The following is a 14,511-nucleotide window of genomic DNA, read 5'->3' as shown; positions in this document are numbered from 1 at the left end:
ATGGGTTATCTGAATACAAAAGGAGTGGATCAAAATACCTTTGATGTTATTGTGATTGGATCTGGTATCAGTGGTGGTTGGGCCGCCAAGGAATTCACAGAAAAAGGATTGAATACCCTGGTGCTGGAAAGAGGCCGGGATGTGAAACATCAGAAAGATTATCCTACTACCAATAAAATGCCCTGGGAGTTTGAACATCGCGGACAGCTAACACGTCAGCTGATTGAAGAGAATCCGGTGGTGAGTAAATGTTATGCGTTCCGGGAAGATGCGCTGCATTTTTTCGTGAAGGATAAAGAACATCCCTATGTGCAGGATAAACCATTCGACTGGATCCGTGGATACCAGGTAGGAGGGAAGTCGCTTTTATGGGCCAGGCAAACCCAACGCTGGAGTGAATATGATTTTGAAGGTCCGGCTCGTGATGGCTTTGCGGTCGACTGGCCGATCCGGTATAAGGATATCGCACCCTGGTACAGTTATGTTGAGAAATTTGCAGGCATATCCGGAAATAAAGATGGCTTGGATATTCTCCCTGATGGAGAGTTTCTTCCGCCGATGGAAATGAATTGTGTGGAAGATTATTTCTCCAAAAAGATGGCAGCTTCCTATAACGGAAACAGGCCAGTTATTATAGGCAGAGCTGCTCATATAACTTCGCCACAACAGATTCATCTCGACCAGGGCAGGGCACAATGTCAGAATCGAAATTTGTGTCAGCGTGGTTGCCCTTTTGGAGGTTATTTCAGCAGTAACTCCTCCACCATTCCCTGGGCTATGAAAACCGGGAAGCTGACACTGAAACCCAATTCTGTAGTGCATTCCGTTATTTATGATGATGCCAAACAGAAAGCAACCGGTGTTCGGGTGATCGATGCCGTTAGCAAGCAGGCTACTGAGTATTTTGCCAAAGTGATTTTTGTAAATGCAGCGGCTCTCAATACCAATTTGATTTTATTAAACTCCACCTCCTCCCGGTTTCCGAATGGGCTGGGGAATGATAATGGATTGCTGGGTAAATATGTAGCCTTCCACAACTACCGGGCTAGGGTATCCGCTGTATACGAAGGGCACCTGGATAAAACCAGCTCCGGTGGAAGAAGACCCAACAGTGGATATATTCCAAGGTTCCGGAATGTCAAAAAGCAGGATACAGATTTCTTACGTGGTTATGCTGCCGGCTTTGGTGCCTCCCGGTACAACCAGGGTGCAGAAGGCTGGGGTGAGGACCTGAAAAAAAGCCTGTTGAATCCAACCCTGGGTCCCTGGTATGTAGGCTCTCACATGATGGGAGAAACCATCCCCAAAGAAAGCGGACAGGTAAGCCTGGATGCCAGCAACAAAGATGAATGGGGCATTCCTTTACTGCATGTCAACGTGGACTATGACGACAATGATGAAAAAATGGTGAAGGATTACCTGGAGCAACTGACGGAGATGTTTACTGTTGCTGGATTCAAGAATATTGAAACAGTGGATTCCAAGCAGGCACCCGGACTTGATATTCACGAAATGGGGGGCGTTCGCATGGGGCATGATCCTAAAACATCACTGCTGAATAAATGGAATCAATTGCATCATTGTAAAAATGTATTTGTAACAGACGGCGCCTGTATGACCTCTACGGCAACGCAGAATCCCAGTTTGACCTATATGGCGTTAACTGCCCGGGCAGCTGATTATGCATTCAAAGCACTAAAAACCGGAGATTTGTAGGAAATTGCCTGCATGCAGGGATATGAGCAGGATATCACAAGAGAACTATGGGTATGGCAGCAGGAAATGCAGTCCTCACCAGGTTTCTTTAATCGTCTCTCCAAATCCTGGCAGAACAAAGTAAACTCCTGGATACCTGAAAAAGTACACCAGGTAGTTACGACTACGATCAAACAAATGATTCGCGCGGTATTGTTTGGCGCGAAATACACCAGCGCCCCTCCATTGCAATCGGAATCTTTCTGGGCAAGAGAAATGGCAGTGAAAGAACGCATTGAATTCTATCAGAAAACTGCTTCTGTAGAAGGCGCCGTAACAGGTGCCGGCGGCTTATTACTCGGGCTGGCTGATTTTCCTATTTTATTGGGATTAAAACTGAAACTGCTTTTTGATATCGCCAGTTTGTATGGCTTTGATGTAAAAGACTACAAGGAGCGGGTGTATATACTGCACATTCTCGAGCTTGCCTTTTCCAGCCAGGAACACCGTAACCAGGTATATCAGAAAATGGTAAACTGGAAAGAAAAAGCAGCTTTGCTGCCGGATGATATTCATCAATTCGACTGGCGCCGGTTCCAGCAGGAATACCGCGATTACCTGGATCTTGCCAAATTGGCTCAACTGATCCCTATCATTGGCGCACCGGTAGGCCTGGTTGTGAATTATCGGCTGGTTCGCAAACTGGGAGTAACTGCCATGAATGCCTACCGCATGCGCATTCTGCCTTAATTTAGCATCCCCATGCACAAGGATAATCTATATATGAAACGTTGCCTGCAACTCGCAGCATTAGGTGCGGGCAAGGTGGCACCCAATCCAATGGTAGGATCTGTATTGGTGTACCAGAACCGGATCATAGGAGAAGGATATCATGAACAATACGGACAGGCACATGCGGAAGTAAATTGTCTTGCTGCTGTTAAAGAAGAAGATCGGTTACTCATCCCTGAAAGTACCCTGTATGTTTCACTGGAGCCCTGTGCGCATTTTGGGAAAACACCGCCCTGTGCAGACCTGATCATTCGAAGCGGGATCAAAAAAGTGGTAGTTGCTATCCGGGATCCATTTGATGCGGTAGATGGAAAAGGAATTGAAAAATTACAGGAGTCGGGAGTAGAAGTGATATTAGGTGTGGAACAGGAGGCGGCCCGGGAAGTCAACAAACGTTTTTTACAGTTTCATGAAACCCATCGCCCTTATATTATTTTAAAATGGGCGGAATCTGTAAATGGGGCAATAGCCACGAATGAAAAAAAGCCGGCTGCGATCAGTTCTGCCCAAACCAACCGGCTGGTTCACCAGTGGCGGGCGGAAGAAGCTGCCATCCTGGTAGGCGCCACTACTGCGCTTATGGATGACCCATCATTAACGGTACGGTTGGTTGCTGGAAAAAATCCGGTTCGCCTACTCATAGATCCTGAATTAAGAGTGCCACGCACCAATCGTTTGTTTTCTGCTGAAGCACCTACTATTATATTTAATTACCATCAATCCGGGAAGGAGGAAGGGATTGAATGGGTACAACTGGACAGACAAACACCTTTACTCGACCAGTTACTGGAGGATGTGTACAAGCGCAAACTCCTTTCCATTCTGGTGGAAGGAGGTGCCAAAACCCACCAGGAATTTATGACTGCAGGCTACTGGGATGAGATCCGCAGGATTCAATCCAGGTCGGTGGTGCTGGAGGGAGGCTATCCCGCCCCTGTTATTACGGATGCCAGAGAGCTGAAGTCCTGCTCCCTGGGAACCGACCAGTTGATTTATTATCGCCCCTGATCTCCCCCGTAAAGCTGTACCTTTGCGCGCTGTTTCCAGTGTACACTATGGACAATAAGACTTTTTATACTACAATTGAAAAATCAGGTACGGCCGAATTCCGCGACAGAGGCAGCCGCTTTATCGGTTATGCATTTCCGGCTGCTTCGGTAGAGCAATTCAAAAAAGAACTGGAACAGATTAAAAAAGAACATCCCAAAGCCACACATCACTGTTTTGCCTACCGGATCGGCCTGGATGGAAACAGTTTCCGGGTGAACGATGATGGAGAACCCTCGGGGTCTGCAGGTAAGCCCATCCTTGGACAGATCGACACCAAGGAACTGGTAAATGTGGGAGTTGTTGTAGTTCGGTATTTCGGAGGAACCATGCTGGGCGTTCCGGGTTTGATCAATGCGTATAAGACCACCGCCAGCGTGGTATTGCAGACCATCCCCTTTGTTCAAAAAACGATTGAACGTTCCTATCAACTGCAGTTTGATTATACCATGATCAATGAGATAATGATGATCATCAAACAATGCAATTGCACCTTGCTGCAGCAGGAAGTACAATTATTCTGTTTGTATAAAATCGGAGTTCCCCTCAACCGCGAAGAGGAAGTATTATATAGGTTGAAGCAATTGCATACAGTGGAAGTCAAAGCCTGCTGACCAAATAGCCAACCACTTCTTTATTCAAACGATTCCATTTATCAAGCAATGAAAAGTCTGGCCATAACCAGTCGTACCATTGCTGAAAACCGTTGATCACTTCATAGTTGGCGCAATGCCTGGTTGTCTTGATTCCAACTTTGTTAAATTCAGCTTCACACCTACGCATATGCATGGCAGAGGTCACCAAAATAAAAGGTCCCTTCATTCCCAGGCTGTCAATCAATGACTTAGTAAAGACTGCGTTTTCCTTTGTATTTCGACTTTTATTTTCCGCAAAAATGAGGACCGGTGAAATTCCATTATGGATTAATTCTGCTTTAACAAAATCCGCTTCTGGCGGGAGTTTCCGGTTCAGAAAACCATTTCCACCGGTCACAATTACCTTTTCTGCCACACCGCTATGCACCAGCTTTGCGGCCTGAATGAATCGATCCGCAGCCTGTCCGAAATATCCCTGTCCATTTTTATCATAGCTGGAAAGTCCGCCTGGCAGAATAACTGCCTCAAATTTTCCAGTAGCCGGCACAAAAGCTGGTTGCCAGGATTGGAGACAGAAATAAAAAAGGGCAGGATTGGTGAAGAGCAATGTTATCGTGATCAGGGCTATCCCATAGCGACGTTTCCATTTTCCGGGTTTCCCTATTAAAAACAGTATAACCAGAATCCATATCCAGTTGGCGGGAGAAAGAAAAAACGTGACAATTTTTGAAAGCAGTGGAAGCATGAAAAAATCAATAATTGTTAAAGTTATTCAAAACACAAGAACCCTACCCAACGGTTTTGAAACCACCAGGGGTATAGTCTTTAAATAAAACAATATACAATCATGAAACAGATCTTAAACCTTTTCCTTTTGAGTATTCTTTTTCTCACCGCTTGTCAGAAAGACGATGAGGTAATTATTCCTTCCAAACCTGGACCTACAGACCCCGTTGCAGTAAAAGATTCCGGCATTTTCCAGCTGGAGCTGGGATTGCAGGAATTGCATGCAGAAGATAGCCTGGATGCCTATATAACAGTGGTGAATGATAAACGCCAGCCTGTAATGCAGAACAAACCTATCAGGATTGGAAAAATTGGTCCGCAGGCCTACCAGTGGAGATCACAGGAGATAGTTCTTGATAAAGGAACTTACTCCATGACGCAGTTAGTAGTTAAAAAGGAGAATAAAGCGCTTTATGCTACCCCGCTGTCTACTTCCCGATTGGCTCAGAACATCCAGATCGGATTGCCACAACAGCAGGCTCTGACCAATGTAGTTACTGTTTTTCGTCCGCAGTTGCTGATTACAGATGAAACAGTTGGTCCGCAAGATTTCGGCTACTCCAAAGGTGCATTTCAGCGGAATGGCATCCTGGTAAATGTGCAGGCAGCAATCACCATCGGTGGTGTTGTGTATGATGCACCGGTTTTAAAATTCAACCTTACTTCCACCTTAAGCAATGGAGAAACTGTAACCCGTACCATTGAGCGCAGCAGTCTGGAAGAAGAGATTCGTTTCAGTGAGAAAGCTGTTAAGTATGATATTACTGGAAACGTCTGGAATACACCTGTGAAAAAAGTTGTGACTCGTGAAGAAGTGGAGGGCGACAATTTGATCATCCTGGAAGGACAGAAGAACCGTAAATGGTTGCAGCAGGAAGAAACCTTTTTAGAAATCATGGGTAACTGGCAGAAACAATCCATCACTATTTATCAGCAAAGAGCCGATGGTAAGTTGAAGGAAGTCAACTACTACCAGAAGAAGCCGCAGAGCCAGGATTTGCAGTATATTTTCTCTGACAAGGGAGTTTACCAGGGAGCAACACTGATTGGAGTAGATCGTATCGATCCGGCTAACAAAAGAGTAGGTGAAACCCGCTATGAGCTGGACGCCAATGGCCAGGTTACTCATATCATAGAGAAAATGTATGATCGAACCACAACCAGTGTAATTGAAAATGGTATTTCAACTGAAGGTGGCGTAACAGATGTATACATGATTCTGGACAATGGACATACAGTTCATTATGCAGCAACTTTCTCCGGTGGTAACAAAGTGAGTTATACTGCTGCTACTTCAACAGGCGGTCGTGAAGGTGGTAAATTTCAGTATGATCAGATGATCAACCCCAGGTTTACCAACAAGCTCTTCCCGGATATGTATCTGTCGCACGTTTCGAAGAATAATGTGGCAGGAAGAAATTCAGGTTATTCCGGTGCTATTCCTTCCTCTGTTCCCTACAAATATGAGTATGAGTACAATGCAGACGGATATCCGGTAGTATTGTATACCTATTACAAATCTTATGTAAGCGACGCTGATATGTACCGCATGAAAACTGTTTATACCTATAGTAATTAATATCTTTAATAATCTCTTTTATGAAATATCTGATACTGTTCGGTTGGGTGTTGCTGTTATCCTGCAGTGCAGCGAAAGTTGCTGTGCCCGGTGAGTTTGAAAAGGGTGCAACTGCTATGAAAGTGAAAGGTGTCAACGGATGGATGATCAATCAGACCCTGACAATTGGCGAATATGAAACCAGTCCCGTTAAGCGGGGCTGGGATTTCAGTTCGGTTTGGCAGGCCAGCCGGATCAGTTTTCGCCCGGAAGACCAGATCCTGAAAGTGTTTGATATCAATACCGACAATCGCAGCCTCACAGAGAAAAGCAAACTGCAGTTCACCATTGAAAATGGAAAAGAAAAAGCAGCTGTATTTGCACTTGAAAAACTCAGTGAAAAACAACTCGTATTTAAAAACCGGAATCCACGCTGGGGCGAGTTGGCAGCTACTACCAATTTGCAATATGCTTTTTCTGCAGCTATCATGCTGGTATCTGAAAAACAACCCGAGCCCTGGCAACTGGTTATGGTACACAAAGAGGGAAGAGCTGAAATGGTTGAGGAGCAGGGATACCTTACCAATGGAGATGTTCAGTTTACCATTGAGACCTTAAGAATTGGTTCCTATACCAATAAAAAAGGAAAGGAGATGAAAGTGCTGGGCGGTCCCAGTTTTGCCGGATATGAAATTCGTTTTGAAGATGGCGTGGTTGGTGTGGTAGATATGCTGGACAACCAGGTGTGGATGGTCAATGAGTTGTATCCGGCTTACAAGATGATATTGGCAGCTGCTTCGGCTTCCTTACTTTTAAAGCAGAAAAAAGATTTAAGCAATCGTTGACGGAAACCCTGGACATACAGGTTGTAATTGATGGTTGTATCGCCAACAACCGGAAAGCACAGGAATACCTGTACAGGCAATACTATTCCTATGCGATGGTGATTGCACAACGGTACTCCAGGGATGATGCAGACGCCGCTGATATTGTGAGCCAGGCCTTCGTTAAAGTATTCAAGAGTATAAAATCCTTTGATTCTTCCATTGCCAGCTTCCAAACCTGGTTGCGCAGAATCGCCATTAACGAAGGCCTGGATCATATTAAGGCGAGATCAAAGTTCAGCCAGGAAATGGAGCTGGAATTTGAAACGGTTGCCGCCCCCAATATCAATAATGCCGCGATAGAGCAATTGAATGCAAAGGAACTGATGACCATGATTCAGCAGTTGCCACCAGCTACGCATGCGGTTTTTGTCTTATACGCAGTGGATGGTTATAACCATCGGGAGATAGCTGAAAAATTAGCTATCAGCGAGGGTACCAGTAAATGGCACCTCAGCGAAGCAAGAAAATTCCTCATTCAAAAATTACAGCAGGTGCATCTTTCATGAATGCTTCCTTTCCATACGAAGACCTGATCGCCCGTAAACTTGGTGAACTTCCTCCTTTACCGGAAATGGCTGATTCCATCTGGCAGCGCATTAGCACAGAGCTTGACAGAGAACTGCCTACGGATGACAATGATTTTGGTGGTGATCCTGGTCCGCATGGTGGTAGTCCGGTTGCAGGCTGGAAAGGCTGGAGCTGGCTCCTGTTGCTGGCAGGCATTGCCGCGCTATTGATTTACCTGTTAAAGAAATCTGATCTTCCTGTGGATCAAACTGTTCCGGTTATTAACCAGCCGGTTGATTCTGTTGAATTGTTACCAACTGCACCGGGACTATCTCCTCCCGGGCCCTCTTCTCCCGGGTCATCGTCTCCCGTACTAAATGACAGTACTAAGGATTCCAGTCCGGTTCCTGGTGCTGAACCAGGCCCCTTACCAGATTCTGCTGCTGTTTTACAACCACCAGTGGTGGATGCTGCTGCACCTGAAGTGAAAGCTACCACGCCGGAGTCAATTGCAGAACCTACAATAAAGCAACCTGATAACCTGCGCCCTGATTCAGTAGGTGGTAGAAAACGTCCATCCGGTATCAAAGGAATTCGTCCCGATGACTACCGGATTGTACCGCCAAAAGAGAAAAAGGATAGTACTTAATACACCAACACACTCAATGCAGAAAGTTCAAGCATTTCAACTTCTTTCGGCTGGATGGCTTTGGACGTTTTAGATATGCAACGCTGGTTACCAGAACAATCCGACTTGACCCCGGCTGTAACTCCAGTAGCCAGAAGGATTGTTAGTAGAAGACTTACAGCGGTAACCGGTTTCATGATCAAAGGTTTAATGATATCCTGGTAAATAATTAGGATGTAAAAATGCTCCTAATCCTGCCTGTAAACAAGACAAATCCGACTAACCGCTTAAATTCCCGCATGAAACAGCAGAAAGCGCGGTTAAATCGCAACAGGAATCAGTAAACTGTGTAAGTCAGGGTCTGAATCGTGGATGAACTACCAGTTCTTTGGAACCGGCTGTGTAGAGATAAAATCCTTCTCCGGACTTCACCCCCAGTTTTTTAGCCGTAACCATATTGGTCAGCAGTGGACAGGGCGCATATTTGGGATTTCCGAGGCCCTCGTGCAGCACCTGCAAAATGCTGTGGCAGGTATCCAGTCCGATAAAGTCTGCCAGTTGCAGAGGCCCCATGGGATGCGCCATACCCAGCTTCATGATGGTGTCAATTTCTTCCACGCCGGCTACGCCTTCATATAAACTGTAGATAGCTTCATTGATCATGGGCATCAGAATCCGGTTGGCAATAAATCCGGGGTAATCATTTACCACAGCCGGAACCTTTCCCAGCTTTTTGCTGAGCTCCACAATTTGTTGGGTGATCTGCTTTTCGGTTGAATACCCATTGATTACCTCCACCAGTTTCATAACCGGAACAGGATTCATGAAATGCATACCTATCACCTTTTCGGGTCTTTGGGTGGCACTTGCTATTTGGGTAATGGAAATTGAAGATGTGTTGGTGGCCAATACTGCATTCGCGGGAGCCAGTTTATCAATCTCGCTGAAGATGGATAGTTTCAACTGTGTATTTTCAGTGGCAGCTTCAATGATAAGATCTGCCCTGTTTACACCTTCTCCCAATCCGGATGTAGTAGTGATGTTATCAATTGCCTGCTGGCTCTCTGCTGCTGAAAGAATTCCTTTGGCTACCTGCCTTTCGAGATTTTTACGGATCGTTGCTATTGCTTTTTCCAACTGCTCTGGATTCAGATCTACCAGGTTTACTTTATAACCATGTTGAGCGAAAATATGTGCAATACCATTTCCCATGGTGCCCGCACCGATGACAGCAATCTGATTAAACATACACGCTAGTTTTTACGTTTGAAATCACCTCTTTTCCAGGACTTGATAAACTCTGCCCAGGCCATCGGGTTCATCAGGTTGATGGGAGGTGTAGTTCCCTGGTAGGAATAGCGGGTTGCCTGCTGACGCAGGGCGTAGTTCGCGGCTTCTTTACCATCTGCGGGTAATATGTTCATCAAAGCCCTGCGGGTTTGCTCATTAGTATTTTTCCGCGCGATCTCCAGATCGTCATCCGGCACCTGCATATTGACGAAATCTCTTTCAAATTGTTCACGGGTAGGTCTGGGCCGGATGATTGTAGCAGGAAGGTATTGCGTATCAACCACCATTAACTGCACTATGCTAAATTGATTGCCTTCCAGGTTTCTTGGAATCTCAACTATTTTAGGCTTGTATCCCACACTGGTGAATTCAATTATATTTCCTTTTAATGCAACGATGGAAAACACACCCTGGTCATTGGTGATGGTACCACGACCGCTTCCTTTGATGCTGACACTTACCGCCGGTATACCATCCAGGCTATCAGCCGTCATCACAACTCCATACAGCATCACTACAGAGTCTTTCATCGTTTCAAACTGCGCGGAAGCCTGCTTACAGATGCAAAAAAAACTTATTATGACAAGTGGTAGAATTCGCTTCATTATGCCAAATATAGGATATCAATATATCAGCTTCAACAATTTACCGACCGCATTGGTTAATTTTGCACTAAAATTCCCAATCAATACATATAAATAATGACGCAAGAAGACATATTAAAAGCGCTTGGAAATGTGCAGGAGCCTGATCTGGGCAGTGATATCGTGAGCCTGAACATGGTTAAAGATGTGCAGATCAATGGAAATGACGTGAGTTTTACTATCGTACTCACCACCCCGGCTTGTCCGATGAAGGATCTGATGCGAAATGCAGCCATTAATGCGGTTCGTTTGCTCGTGAATAAAGAAGCCAATGTGCAGGTGAATTTTACTGCCAATACCAACAGTAAGAGAACAGATCCCGGCCAGATTTTACCTAAAGTAAAAAATATTATTGCAGTTGTCAGTGGTAAAGGCGGGGTAGGAAAAAGTACCGTTTCTGCTAACCTGGCTCTGGCACTAGCTCAGGGAGGCGCCAAAGTTGGACTGATGGATGCAGATATATACGGACCAAGTGTTCCCATTATGTTCGGGGTTCGTGGTGAACGCCCGAAAATGATGGCAGGCGGAGAGAAAGGATTGATTGTACCTCTGGAGCGCTATGGTATTAAACTGATGTCAATTGGTTTATTGGTGGATGAGAAAAATGCAGTGGTTTGGCGCGGACCAATGGCCAGCAGTGCCATCAAACAATTTGTTACAGATGTTTTCTGGGATGAACTGGATTACCTGGTCATTGACATGCCTCCCGGAACCGGCGATATTCACCTGACACTGATGCAAACGGTGCCCGTTACAGGTGTAATTGTAGTTACCACTCCGCAGGATGTTGCCCTTGCAGATGCGAAAAAAGGAATCGCCATGTTTGGCCAGGCGCAGATCAAAGTACCGATCATTGGTATTGTTGAAAACATGAGCTATTTCACGCCTGCAGAATTGCCTAATAACAAGTATTATATTTTTGGTAAGGAAGGTGGTAAAAAGCTGGCCGAGGAATATGATATTCCCTTCCTGGGACAGATTCCGCTGGTGCAATCCATCCGCGAAGGTGGTGATAAAGGAATGCCGATCATGATGACGGATGATGAAATTACCAAGTCAGCATTTTCTGATTTTGCCGGATTGGCAGCACGCAGCATCGCGATGCGCAATGCCAGCCTGGAAGCCACCCGCGTGATTGAAGTGGTAGCCTAAAAAAAAATCATGCAATTATCTCTTGAAAATAAAACTGCCCTGGTTTGCGGAAGCACCCAGGGCATTGGTTTGGCTGCAGCCAGGGAACTCGCCCTGTTGGGTGCTAATTGTATTTTACTGGCACGCAATGAAGGCTCTTTGCAGACTGCCGTCAATTCACTCGATACATCCAAAGGGCAACAGCACAGTTTTGCTGTGGCTGATTTTTCCAGTCCGGATGCAGTTAAGAAATCGATTGAAGAAATTCTGTTGAAGCACACCATCAGCATCCTGGTAAATAACACCGGCGGGCCAAAACCCGGACCAATAATCGATGCGGATACCGACCAGTTTCTGAATGCTTTTCAGCAACATGTAATCGTCAACCAGTTGTTAACCCAGGCAGTTGTACCTAGAATGAAAAGACTGGGCTATGGCAGAATCATCAATATCGTGTCCACCTCTGTTAAGATTCCCCTGAATAACCTGGGAGTTTCCAATACGATTCGGGGTGCGGTTGCTTCCTGGTCAAAGACCATGGCGAATGAACTGGGACCATTTGGAATTACGGTGAACAATGTATTGCCAGGATTTACTTCCACCGCAAGATTGAAAAGTTTGGCCCAAAGCCTGGCTGCTGACAAAGGCATAACTGTTGAAGAACAGGAACGTTCCATGGCAGCAGAGGTTCCGCTCAAGCGTTTTGGAAAAGCAGAGGAAACTGCTGCGTTGGTGGCGTTTTTGGCTAGTCCTGCAGCAGCCTATATAACTGGTACAAGCATTCCGGTGGATGGTGGCCGAACGGGAAGCCTTTAGAAGTGAGAAGTATGAATTATGAATTATGAACTTGGAATTATCATATGCCCAATCCCTTGATGCTGCTGATTCACTGGCGGGTTTTCGCGAGCAGTTTATCATTCCGGAAGAACACGGACAGCAACAGGTTTATTTTCTTGGCAACTCTTTGGGACTGCAACCAAAGAATACCGGACCATATATACAGAAAGTGCTCGACCAATGGGCAAAATATGGTGTGGAGAGTTTTTTCATGGGGGAGGATCCCTGGCTGAATTACCACGATCACCTGGTGGGCCCTCTTGCAAAGATCGTGGGTGCGCATTCTGCTGAAGTGGTGGTGATGAACCAGCTTACTGTAAACCTGCACCTCCTGATGGTTAGTTTTTACCGGCCTGCAGACAAACGCGTAAAGATTATTTGTGAAGCCAAAGCTTTTCCAAGTGATCAGTACATGTTTGAAACACATATCAAAGCATTGGGCTATGATCCTGAAGATGTGTTGATTGAAGTGAGTCCGCGTGCTGGAGAAGTTACCATTCATCAGGAAGATATACTGGCTGCCATTCAGCAGACAGGAGAGGAGTTGGCCCTCGTTCTCTGGGGCGGTGTGAACTATTATACCGGTCAACTTTTTGACATGGAAGCCATCACCCGCGCAGGCCATGCAGTGGGAGCAAAAGTGGGATTCGATCTGGCACATGCAGCTGGTAATATTGAACTCCATCTTCATGTATGGAACGTTGATTTCGCCTGTTGGTGCAATTACAAATACCTGAATGGCGGTCCGGGTGCTATTGGCGCTGCGTTTATTCATGAACGTTATCACCAGGATAAATCCCTGCATCGCTTTGCAGGATGGTGGGGCTATGAAAAGAATACGCGTTTCAAAATGGAAAAAGGCTTTGTGGCCATGGAGTCTGCAGAGGGCTGGCAACTCAGCACCCCTTCGCCAATTTTGTATGCATCCCTTCGCGCTTCTCTTGAAATTTTTGAAACTGCCGGATTTGATTCCTGTTTGCAAAAAGCAAAACAGATGGCTGCTTATCTCCGGTTTCTGTTAGAGCAGATCAGTGAAGCAAATCCGGGAAAGTTCCACATACTGACACCTGCAGCTGCCACAGCGCGGGGTTGCCAGGTATCGCTGTTGGTAAAACAGGGAGGCAAGGAATTATTCGATGAATTAACCCGGAAAGGATTTTTTGTCGACTGGCGGGAACCAGATGTAATCAGGCTGGCACCAGTGCCTTTATATAACCGATATGAAGAAATCTGGCGCTTTGCTCAGGTGCTGGGCGGCTAATCCTTCTTATCTTCGTGCTCATGAACAGGCAATCACTGGTTGAGCAGATAAAAAAGAAAAAATCCTATCTCTGTGTTGGATTGGATACGGACCCGGATAAAATTCCAGCGCATTTAAAACAAAGGCCGGATGCTGTACTGGCATTCAATAAAGCCATCATTGATGCTACGCTCGACGCTTGCGTTAGCTATAAAATCAATACTGCATTTTACGAAGCAATGGGACCCCGCGGCTGGGAGATCATGGAAGAAACGGTGCACTACATCCCTTCCACACATCTGAAAATTGCGGATGCCAAAAGAGGTGATATTGGGAACACCAGTTCACAATACGCAAAAGCATTTTTTGAAGCACTTCCTTTTGATGCGATCACTGTAGCGCCTTACATGGGTGCCGACAGTGTACAGCCATTTTTGGAATATGACAACAAATGGACCATCGTGCTGGGATTAACCAGCAATAAAGGTGCTGCCGATTTTGAATTGCAAAAGATGGGTGAAGAATACCTCTATGAAAAAGTAATGAAGACGGTTGCTTCCTGGGGAAATCCGGGTAACCTGATGTTTGTGGTGGGAGCTACCCAGGCAGAAGCATTCAGTGCAATCAGATCCTGGTTGCCGGATCATTTTTTCCTGGTACCCGGAGTTGGTGCACAGGGAGGAAGTTTGCGTGAGATTTCAGAGAAAGCGCTGAATAAAGATGCAGGACTGTTGGTGAATGCCAGCAGAGCCATTATATATGCTTCCGAAAAAGAAGATTTCGCAGAAGAAGCCCGCATCATCGCAAGCCAGTACCAGGCAGAGATGAGCAACTATTTACAGTAAACTGATTACATTAGTACGATAAAAAAAA

General features: G+C 45.7%; 16 protein-coding genes. 12 read left to right on the top strand and 4 right to left on the bottom strand.

The features are described 5' to 3' along the window. From L0U88_RS04935 to L0U88_RS04920, 4 genes are read left to right on the top strand one after another with little or no spacing between them, the layout of a single operon-like run. Entirely contained in the window at positions 1 to 1,716 is a 1,716-nt protein-coding gene (locus tag L0U88_RS04935) for a GMC oxidoreductase (RefSeq protein ID WP_234864502.1), read from the top strand. A gap of 12 nt (positions 1,717 to 1,728) precedes the next feature. Further along, positions 1,729 to 2,445 carry an EcsC family protein gene (locus L0U88_RS04930; RefSeq protein WP_234864501.1) on the top strand — a complete coding sequence of 239 codons (717 nt, stop codon included), beginning with the start codon at positions 1,729 to 1,731 and terminating at the stop codon, positions 2,443 to 2,445. Between the two features lie 12 nt (positions 2,446 to 2,457). Then, on the top strand, positions 2,458 to 3,495 hold the full coding sequence (gene ribD, locus L0U88_RS04925; protein WP_255722961.1) for a bifunctional diaminohydroxyphosphoribosylaminopyrimidine deaminase/5-amino-6-(5-phosphoribosylamino)uracil reductase RibD: 1,038 nt from the start codon (positions 2,458 to 2,460) through the stop codon (positions 3,493 to 3,495). A gap of 47 nt (positions 3,496 to 3,542) precedes the next feature. Further along, positions 3,543 to 4,148, top strand: a complete 606-nt coding sequence (locus tag L0U88_RS04920; RefSeq protein ID WP_234864499.1) for an IMPACT family protein — start codon at positions 3,543 to 3,545, stop codon at positions 4,146 to 4,148. Here L0U88_RS04920 and L0U88_RS04915 read toward each other — a convergent pair. Further along, positions 4,135 to 4,875, bottom strand: a complete 741-nt coding sequence (locus tag L0U88_RS04915) for a YdcF family protein (protein ID WP_234864498.1) — start codon at positions 4,873 to 4,875, stop codon at positions 4,135 to 4,137. The two genes, L0U88_RS04920 and L0U88_RS04915, sit on opposite strands and share 14 nt — an antisense overlap. A gap of 102 nt (positions 4,876 to 4,977) precedes the next feature. Here L0U88_RS04915 and L0U88_RS04910 point away from each other — a divergent pair, with 102 nt between their 5' ends. The 4 genes from L0U88_RS04910 to L0U88_RS04895 are packed head-to-tail and all read left to right on the top strand — an operon-like array spanning position 4,978 to position 8,517. Beyond that, positions 4,978 to 6,495: a hypothetical protein gene (locus L0U88_RS04910; RefSeq protein WP_234864497.1), complete on the top strand. Its 1,518-nt coding sequence runs from the start codon at positions 4,978 to 4,980 to the stop codon at positions 6,493 to 6,495. Positions 6,496 to 6,515: 20 nt separating this feature from the next. Next, positions 6,516 to 7,319, top strand: coding sequence for a hypothetical protein (locus L0U88_RS04905; protein ID WP_234864496.1), 804 nt, complete (start codon positions 6,516 to 6,518; stop codon positions 7,317 to 7,319). Beyond that, positions 7,316 to 7,867 (top strand): RNA polymerase sigma factor, encoded by a 552-nt coding sequence (locus tag L0U88_RS04900; RefSeq protein ID WP_234864495.1) that lies wholly within the window; start codon positions 7,316 to 7,318, stop codon positions 7,865 to 7,867. Before L0U88_RS04905 ends, L0U88_RS04900 begins: the two co-directional genes overlap by 4 nt. Further along, positions 7,864 to 8,517 carry a hypothetical protein gene (locus L0U88_RS04895; protein WP_234864494.1) on the top strand — a complete coding sequence of 218 codons (654 nt, stop codon included), beginning with the start codon at positions 7,864 to 7,866 and terminating at the stop codon, positions 8,515 to 8,517. Before L0U88_RS04900 ends, L0U88_RS04895 begins: the two co-directional genes overlap by 4 nt. On the opposite strand, the gene L0U88_RS04890 is transcribed toward L0U88_RS04895, so the two are convergent. The 3 genes from L0U88_RS04890 to L0U88_RS04880 all read right to left on the bottom strand — a co-directional run bounded on the left by L0U88_RS04890 (position 8,514) and on the right by L0U88_RS04880 (position 10,391). Continuing rightward, positions 8,514 to 8,693 (bottom strand): hypothetical protein, encoded by a 180-nt coding sequence (locus L0U88_RS04890; protein ID WP_234864493.1) that lies wholly within the window; start codon positions 8,691 to 8,693, stop codon positions 8,514 to 8,516. The genes L0U88_RS04895 and L0U88_RS04890 overlap by 4 nt on opposite strands. A gap of 157 nt (positions 8,694 to 8,850) precedes the next feature. Beyond that, positions 8,851 to 9,744 (bottom strand): 3-hydroxyacyl-CoA dehydrogenase family protein, encoded by an 894-nt coding sequence (locus L0U88_RS04885; protein ID WP_234864492.1) that lies wholly within the window; start codon positions 9,742 to 9,744, stop codon positions 8,851 to 8,853. A gap of 5 nt (positions 9,745 to 9,749) precedes the next feature. Next, positions 9,750 to 10,391, bottom strand: coding sequence for a carboxypeptidase-like regulatory domain-containing protein (locus L0U88_RS04880; protein WP_234864491.1), 642 nt, complete (start codon positions 10,389 to 10,391; stop codon positions 9,750 to 9,752). A gap of 96 nt (positions 10,392 to 10,487) precedes the next feature. Here L0U88_RS04880 and L0U88_RS04875 point away from each other — a divergent pair, with 96 nt between their 5' ends. The 4 genes from L0U88_RS04875 to pyrF are packed head-to-tail and all read left to right on the top strand — an operon-like array spanning position 10,488 to position 14,483. Continuing rightward, positions 10,488 to 11,582, top strand: a complete 1,095-nt coding sequence (locus L0U88_RS04875) for an Mrp/NBP35 family ATP-binding protein (protein ID WP_234864490.1) — start codon at positions 10,488 to 10,490, stop codon at positions 11,580 to 11,582. Positions 11,583 to 11,591: 9 nt separating this feature from the next. Next, positions 11,592 to 12,377, top strand: coding sequence for an SDR family oxidoreductase (locus tag L0U88_RS04870; protein ID WP_234864489.1), 786 nt, complete (start codon positions 11,592 to 11,594; stop codon positions 12,375 to 12,377). Positions 12,378 to 12,402: 25 nt separating this feature from the next. Then, the gene (gene kynU, locus L0U88_RS04865; RefSeq protein ID WP_234864488.1) at positions 12,403 to 13,659 is read left to right on the top strand and encodes a kynureninase; all 1,257 of its coding nucleotides are present in this window, start codon (positions 12,403 to 12,405) and stop codon (positions 13,657 to 13,659) included. Positions 13,660 to 13,679: 20 nt separating this feature from the next. Beyond that, positions 13,680 to 14,483 (top strand): orotidine-5'-phosphate decarboxylase, encoded by an 804-nt coding sequence (gene pyrF, locus L0U88_RS04860; RefSeq protein WP_234864487.1) that lies wholly within the window; start codon positions 13,680 to 13,682, stop codon positions 14,481 to 14,483. Positions 14,484 to 14,511 lie beyond the last annotated feature (28 nt).

Source organism: Flavihumibacter fluminis, from assembly GCF_021491375.1.
Lineage (GTDB): Bacteria > Bacteroidota > Bacteroidia > Chitinophagales > Chitinophagaceae > Flavihumibacter > Flavihumibacter fluminis.
Note: the sequence above shows the minus strand (reverse complement) of the source record. Positions and strands in the feature narration are given on the sequence as shown.

What these genes read in the sequence shown, in the direction of transcription:
- L0U88_RS04935 (WP_234864502.1), top strand. Translation starts at nt 1, where the DNA reads ATGGGTTATCTGAATACAAAAGGAGTGGATCAAAATACCTTTGATGTT.
- L0U88_RS04930 (WP_234864501.1), top strand. Translation starts at nt 1,729, where the DNA reads ATGCAGGGATATGAGCAGGATATCACAAGAGAACTATGGGTATGGCAG.
- ribD (WP_255722961.1), top strand. Translation starts at nt 2,458, where the DNA reads ATGCACAAGGATAATCTATATATGAAACGTTGCCTGCAACTCGCAGCA.
- L0U88_RS04920 (WP_234864499.1), top strand. Translation starts at nt 3,543, where the DNA reads ATGGACAATAAGACTTTTTATACTACAATTGAAAAATCAGGTACGGCC.
- L0U88_RS04915 (WP_234864498.1), bottom strand. Translation starts at nt 4,875, where the DNA reads ATGCTTCCACTGCTTTCAAAAATTGTCACGTTTTTTCTTTCTCCCGCC.
- L0U88_RS04910 (WP_234864497.1), top strand. Translation starts at nt 4,978, where the DNA reads ATGAAACAGATCTTAAACCTTTTCCTTTTGAGTATTCTTTTTCTCACC.
- L0U88_RS04905 (WP_234864496.1), top strand. Translation starts at nt 6,516, where the DNA reads ATGAAATATCTGATACTGTTCGGTTGGGTGTTGCTGTTATCCTGCAGT.
- L0U88_RS04895 (WP_234864494.1), top strand. Translation starts at nt 7,864, where the DNA reads ATGAATGCTTCCTTTCCATACGAAGACCTGATCGCCCGTAAACTTGGT.
- L0U88_RS04890 (WP_234864493.1), bottom strand. Translation starts at nt 8,693, where the DNA reads ATGAAACCGGTTACCGCTGTAAGTCTTCTACTAACAATCCTTCTGGCT.
- L0U88_RS04885 (WP_234864492.1), bottom strand. Translation starts at nt 9,744, where the DNA reads ATGTTTAATCAGATTGCTGTCATCGGTGCGGGCACCATGGGAAATGGT.
- L0U88_RS04880 (WP_234864491.1), bottom strand. Translation starts at nt 10,391, where the DNA reads ATGAAGCGAATTCTACCACTTGTCATAATAAGTTTTTTTTGCATCTGT.
- L0U88_RS04875 (WP_234864490.1), top strand. Translation starts at nt 10,488, where the DNA reads ATGACGCAAGAAGACATATTAAAAGCGCTTGGAAATGTGCAGGAGCCT.
- L0U88_RS04870 (WP_234864489.1), top strand. Translation starts at nt 11,592, where the DNA reads ATGCAATTATCTCTTGAAAATAAAACTGCCCTGGTTTGCGGAAGCACC.
- kynU (WP_234864488.1), top strand. Translation starts at nt 12,403, where the DNA reads ATGAACTTGGAATTATCATATGCCCAATCCCTTGATGCTGCTGATTCA.
- pyrF (WP_234864487.1), top strand. Translation starts at nt 13,680, where the DNA reads ATGAACAGGCAATCACTGGTTGAGCAGATAAAAAAGAAAAAATCCTAT.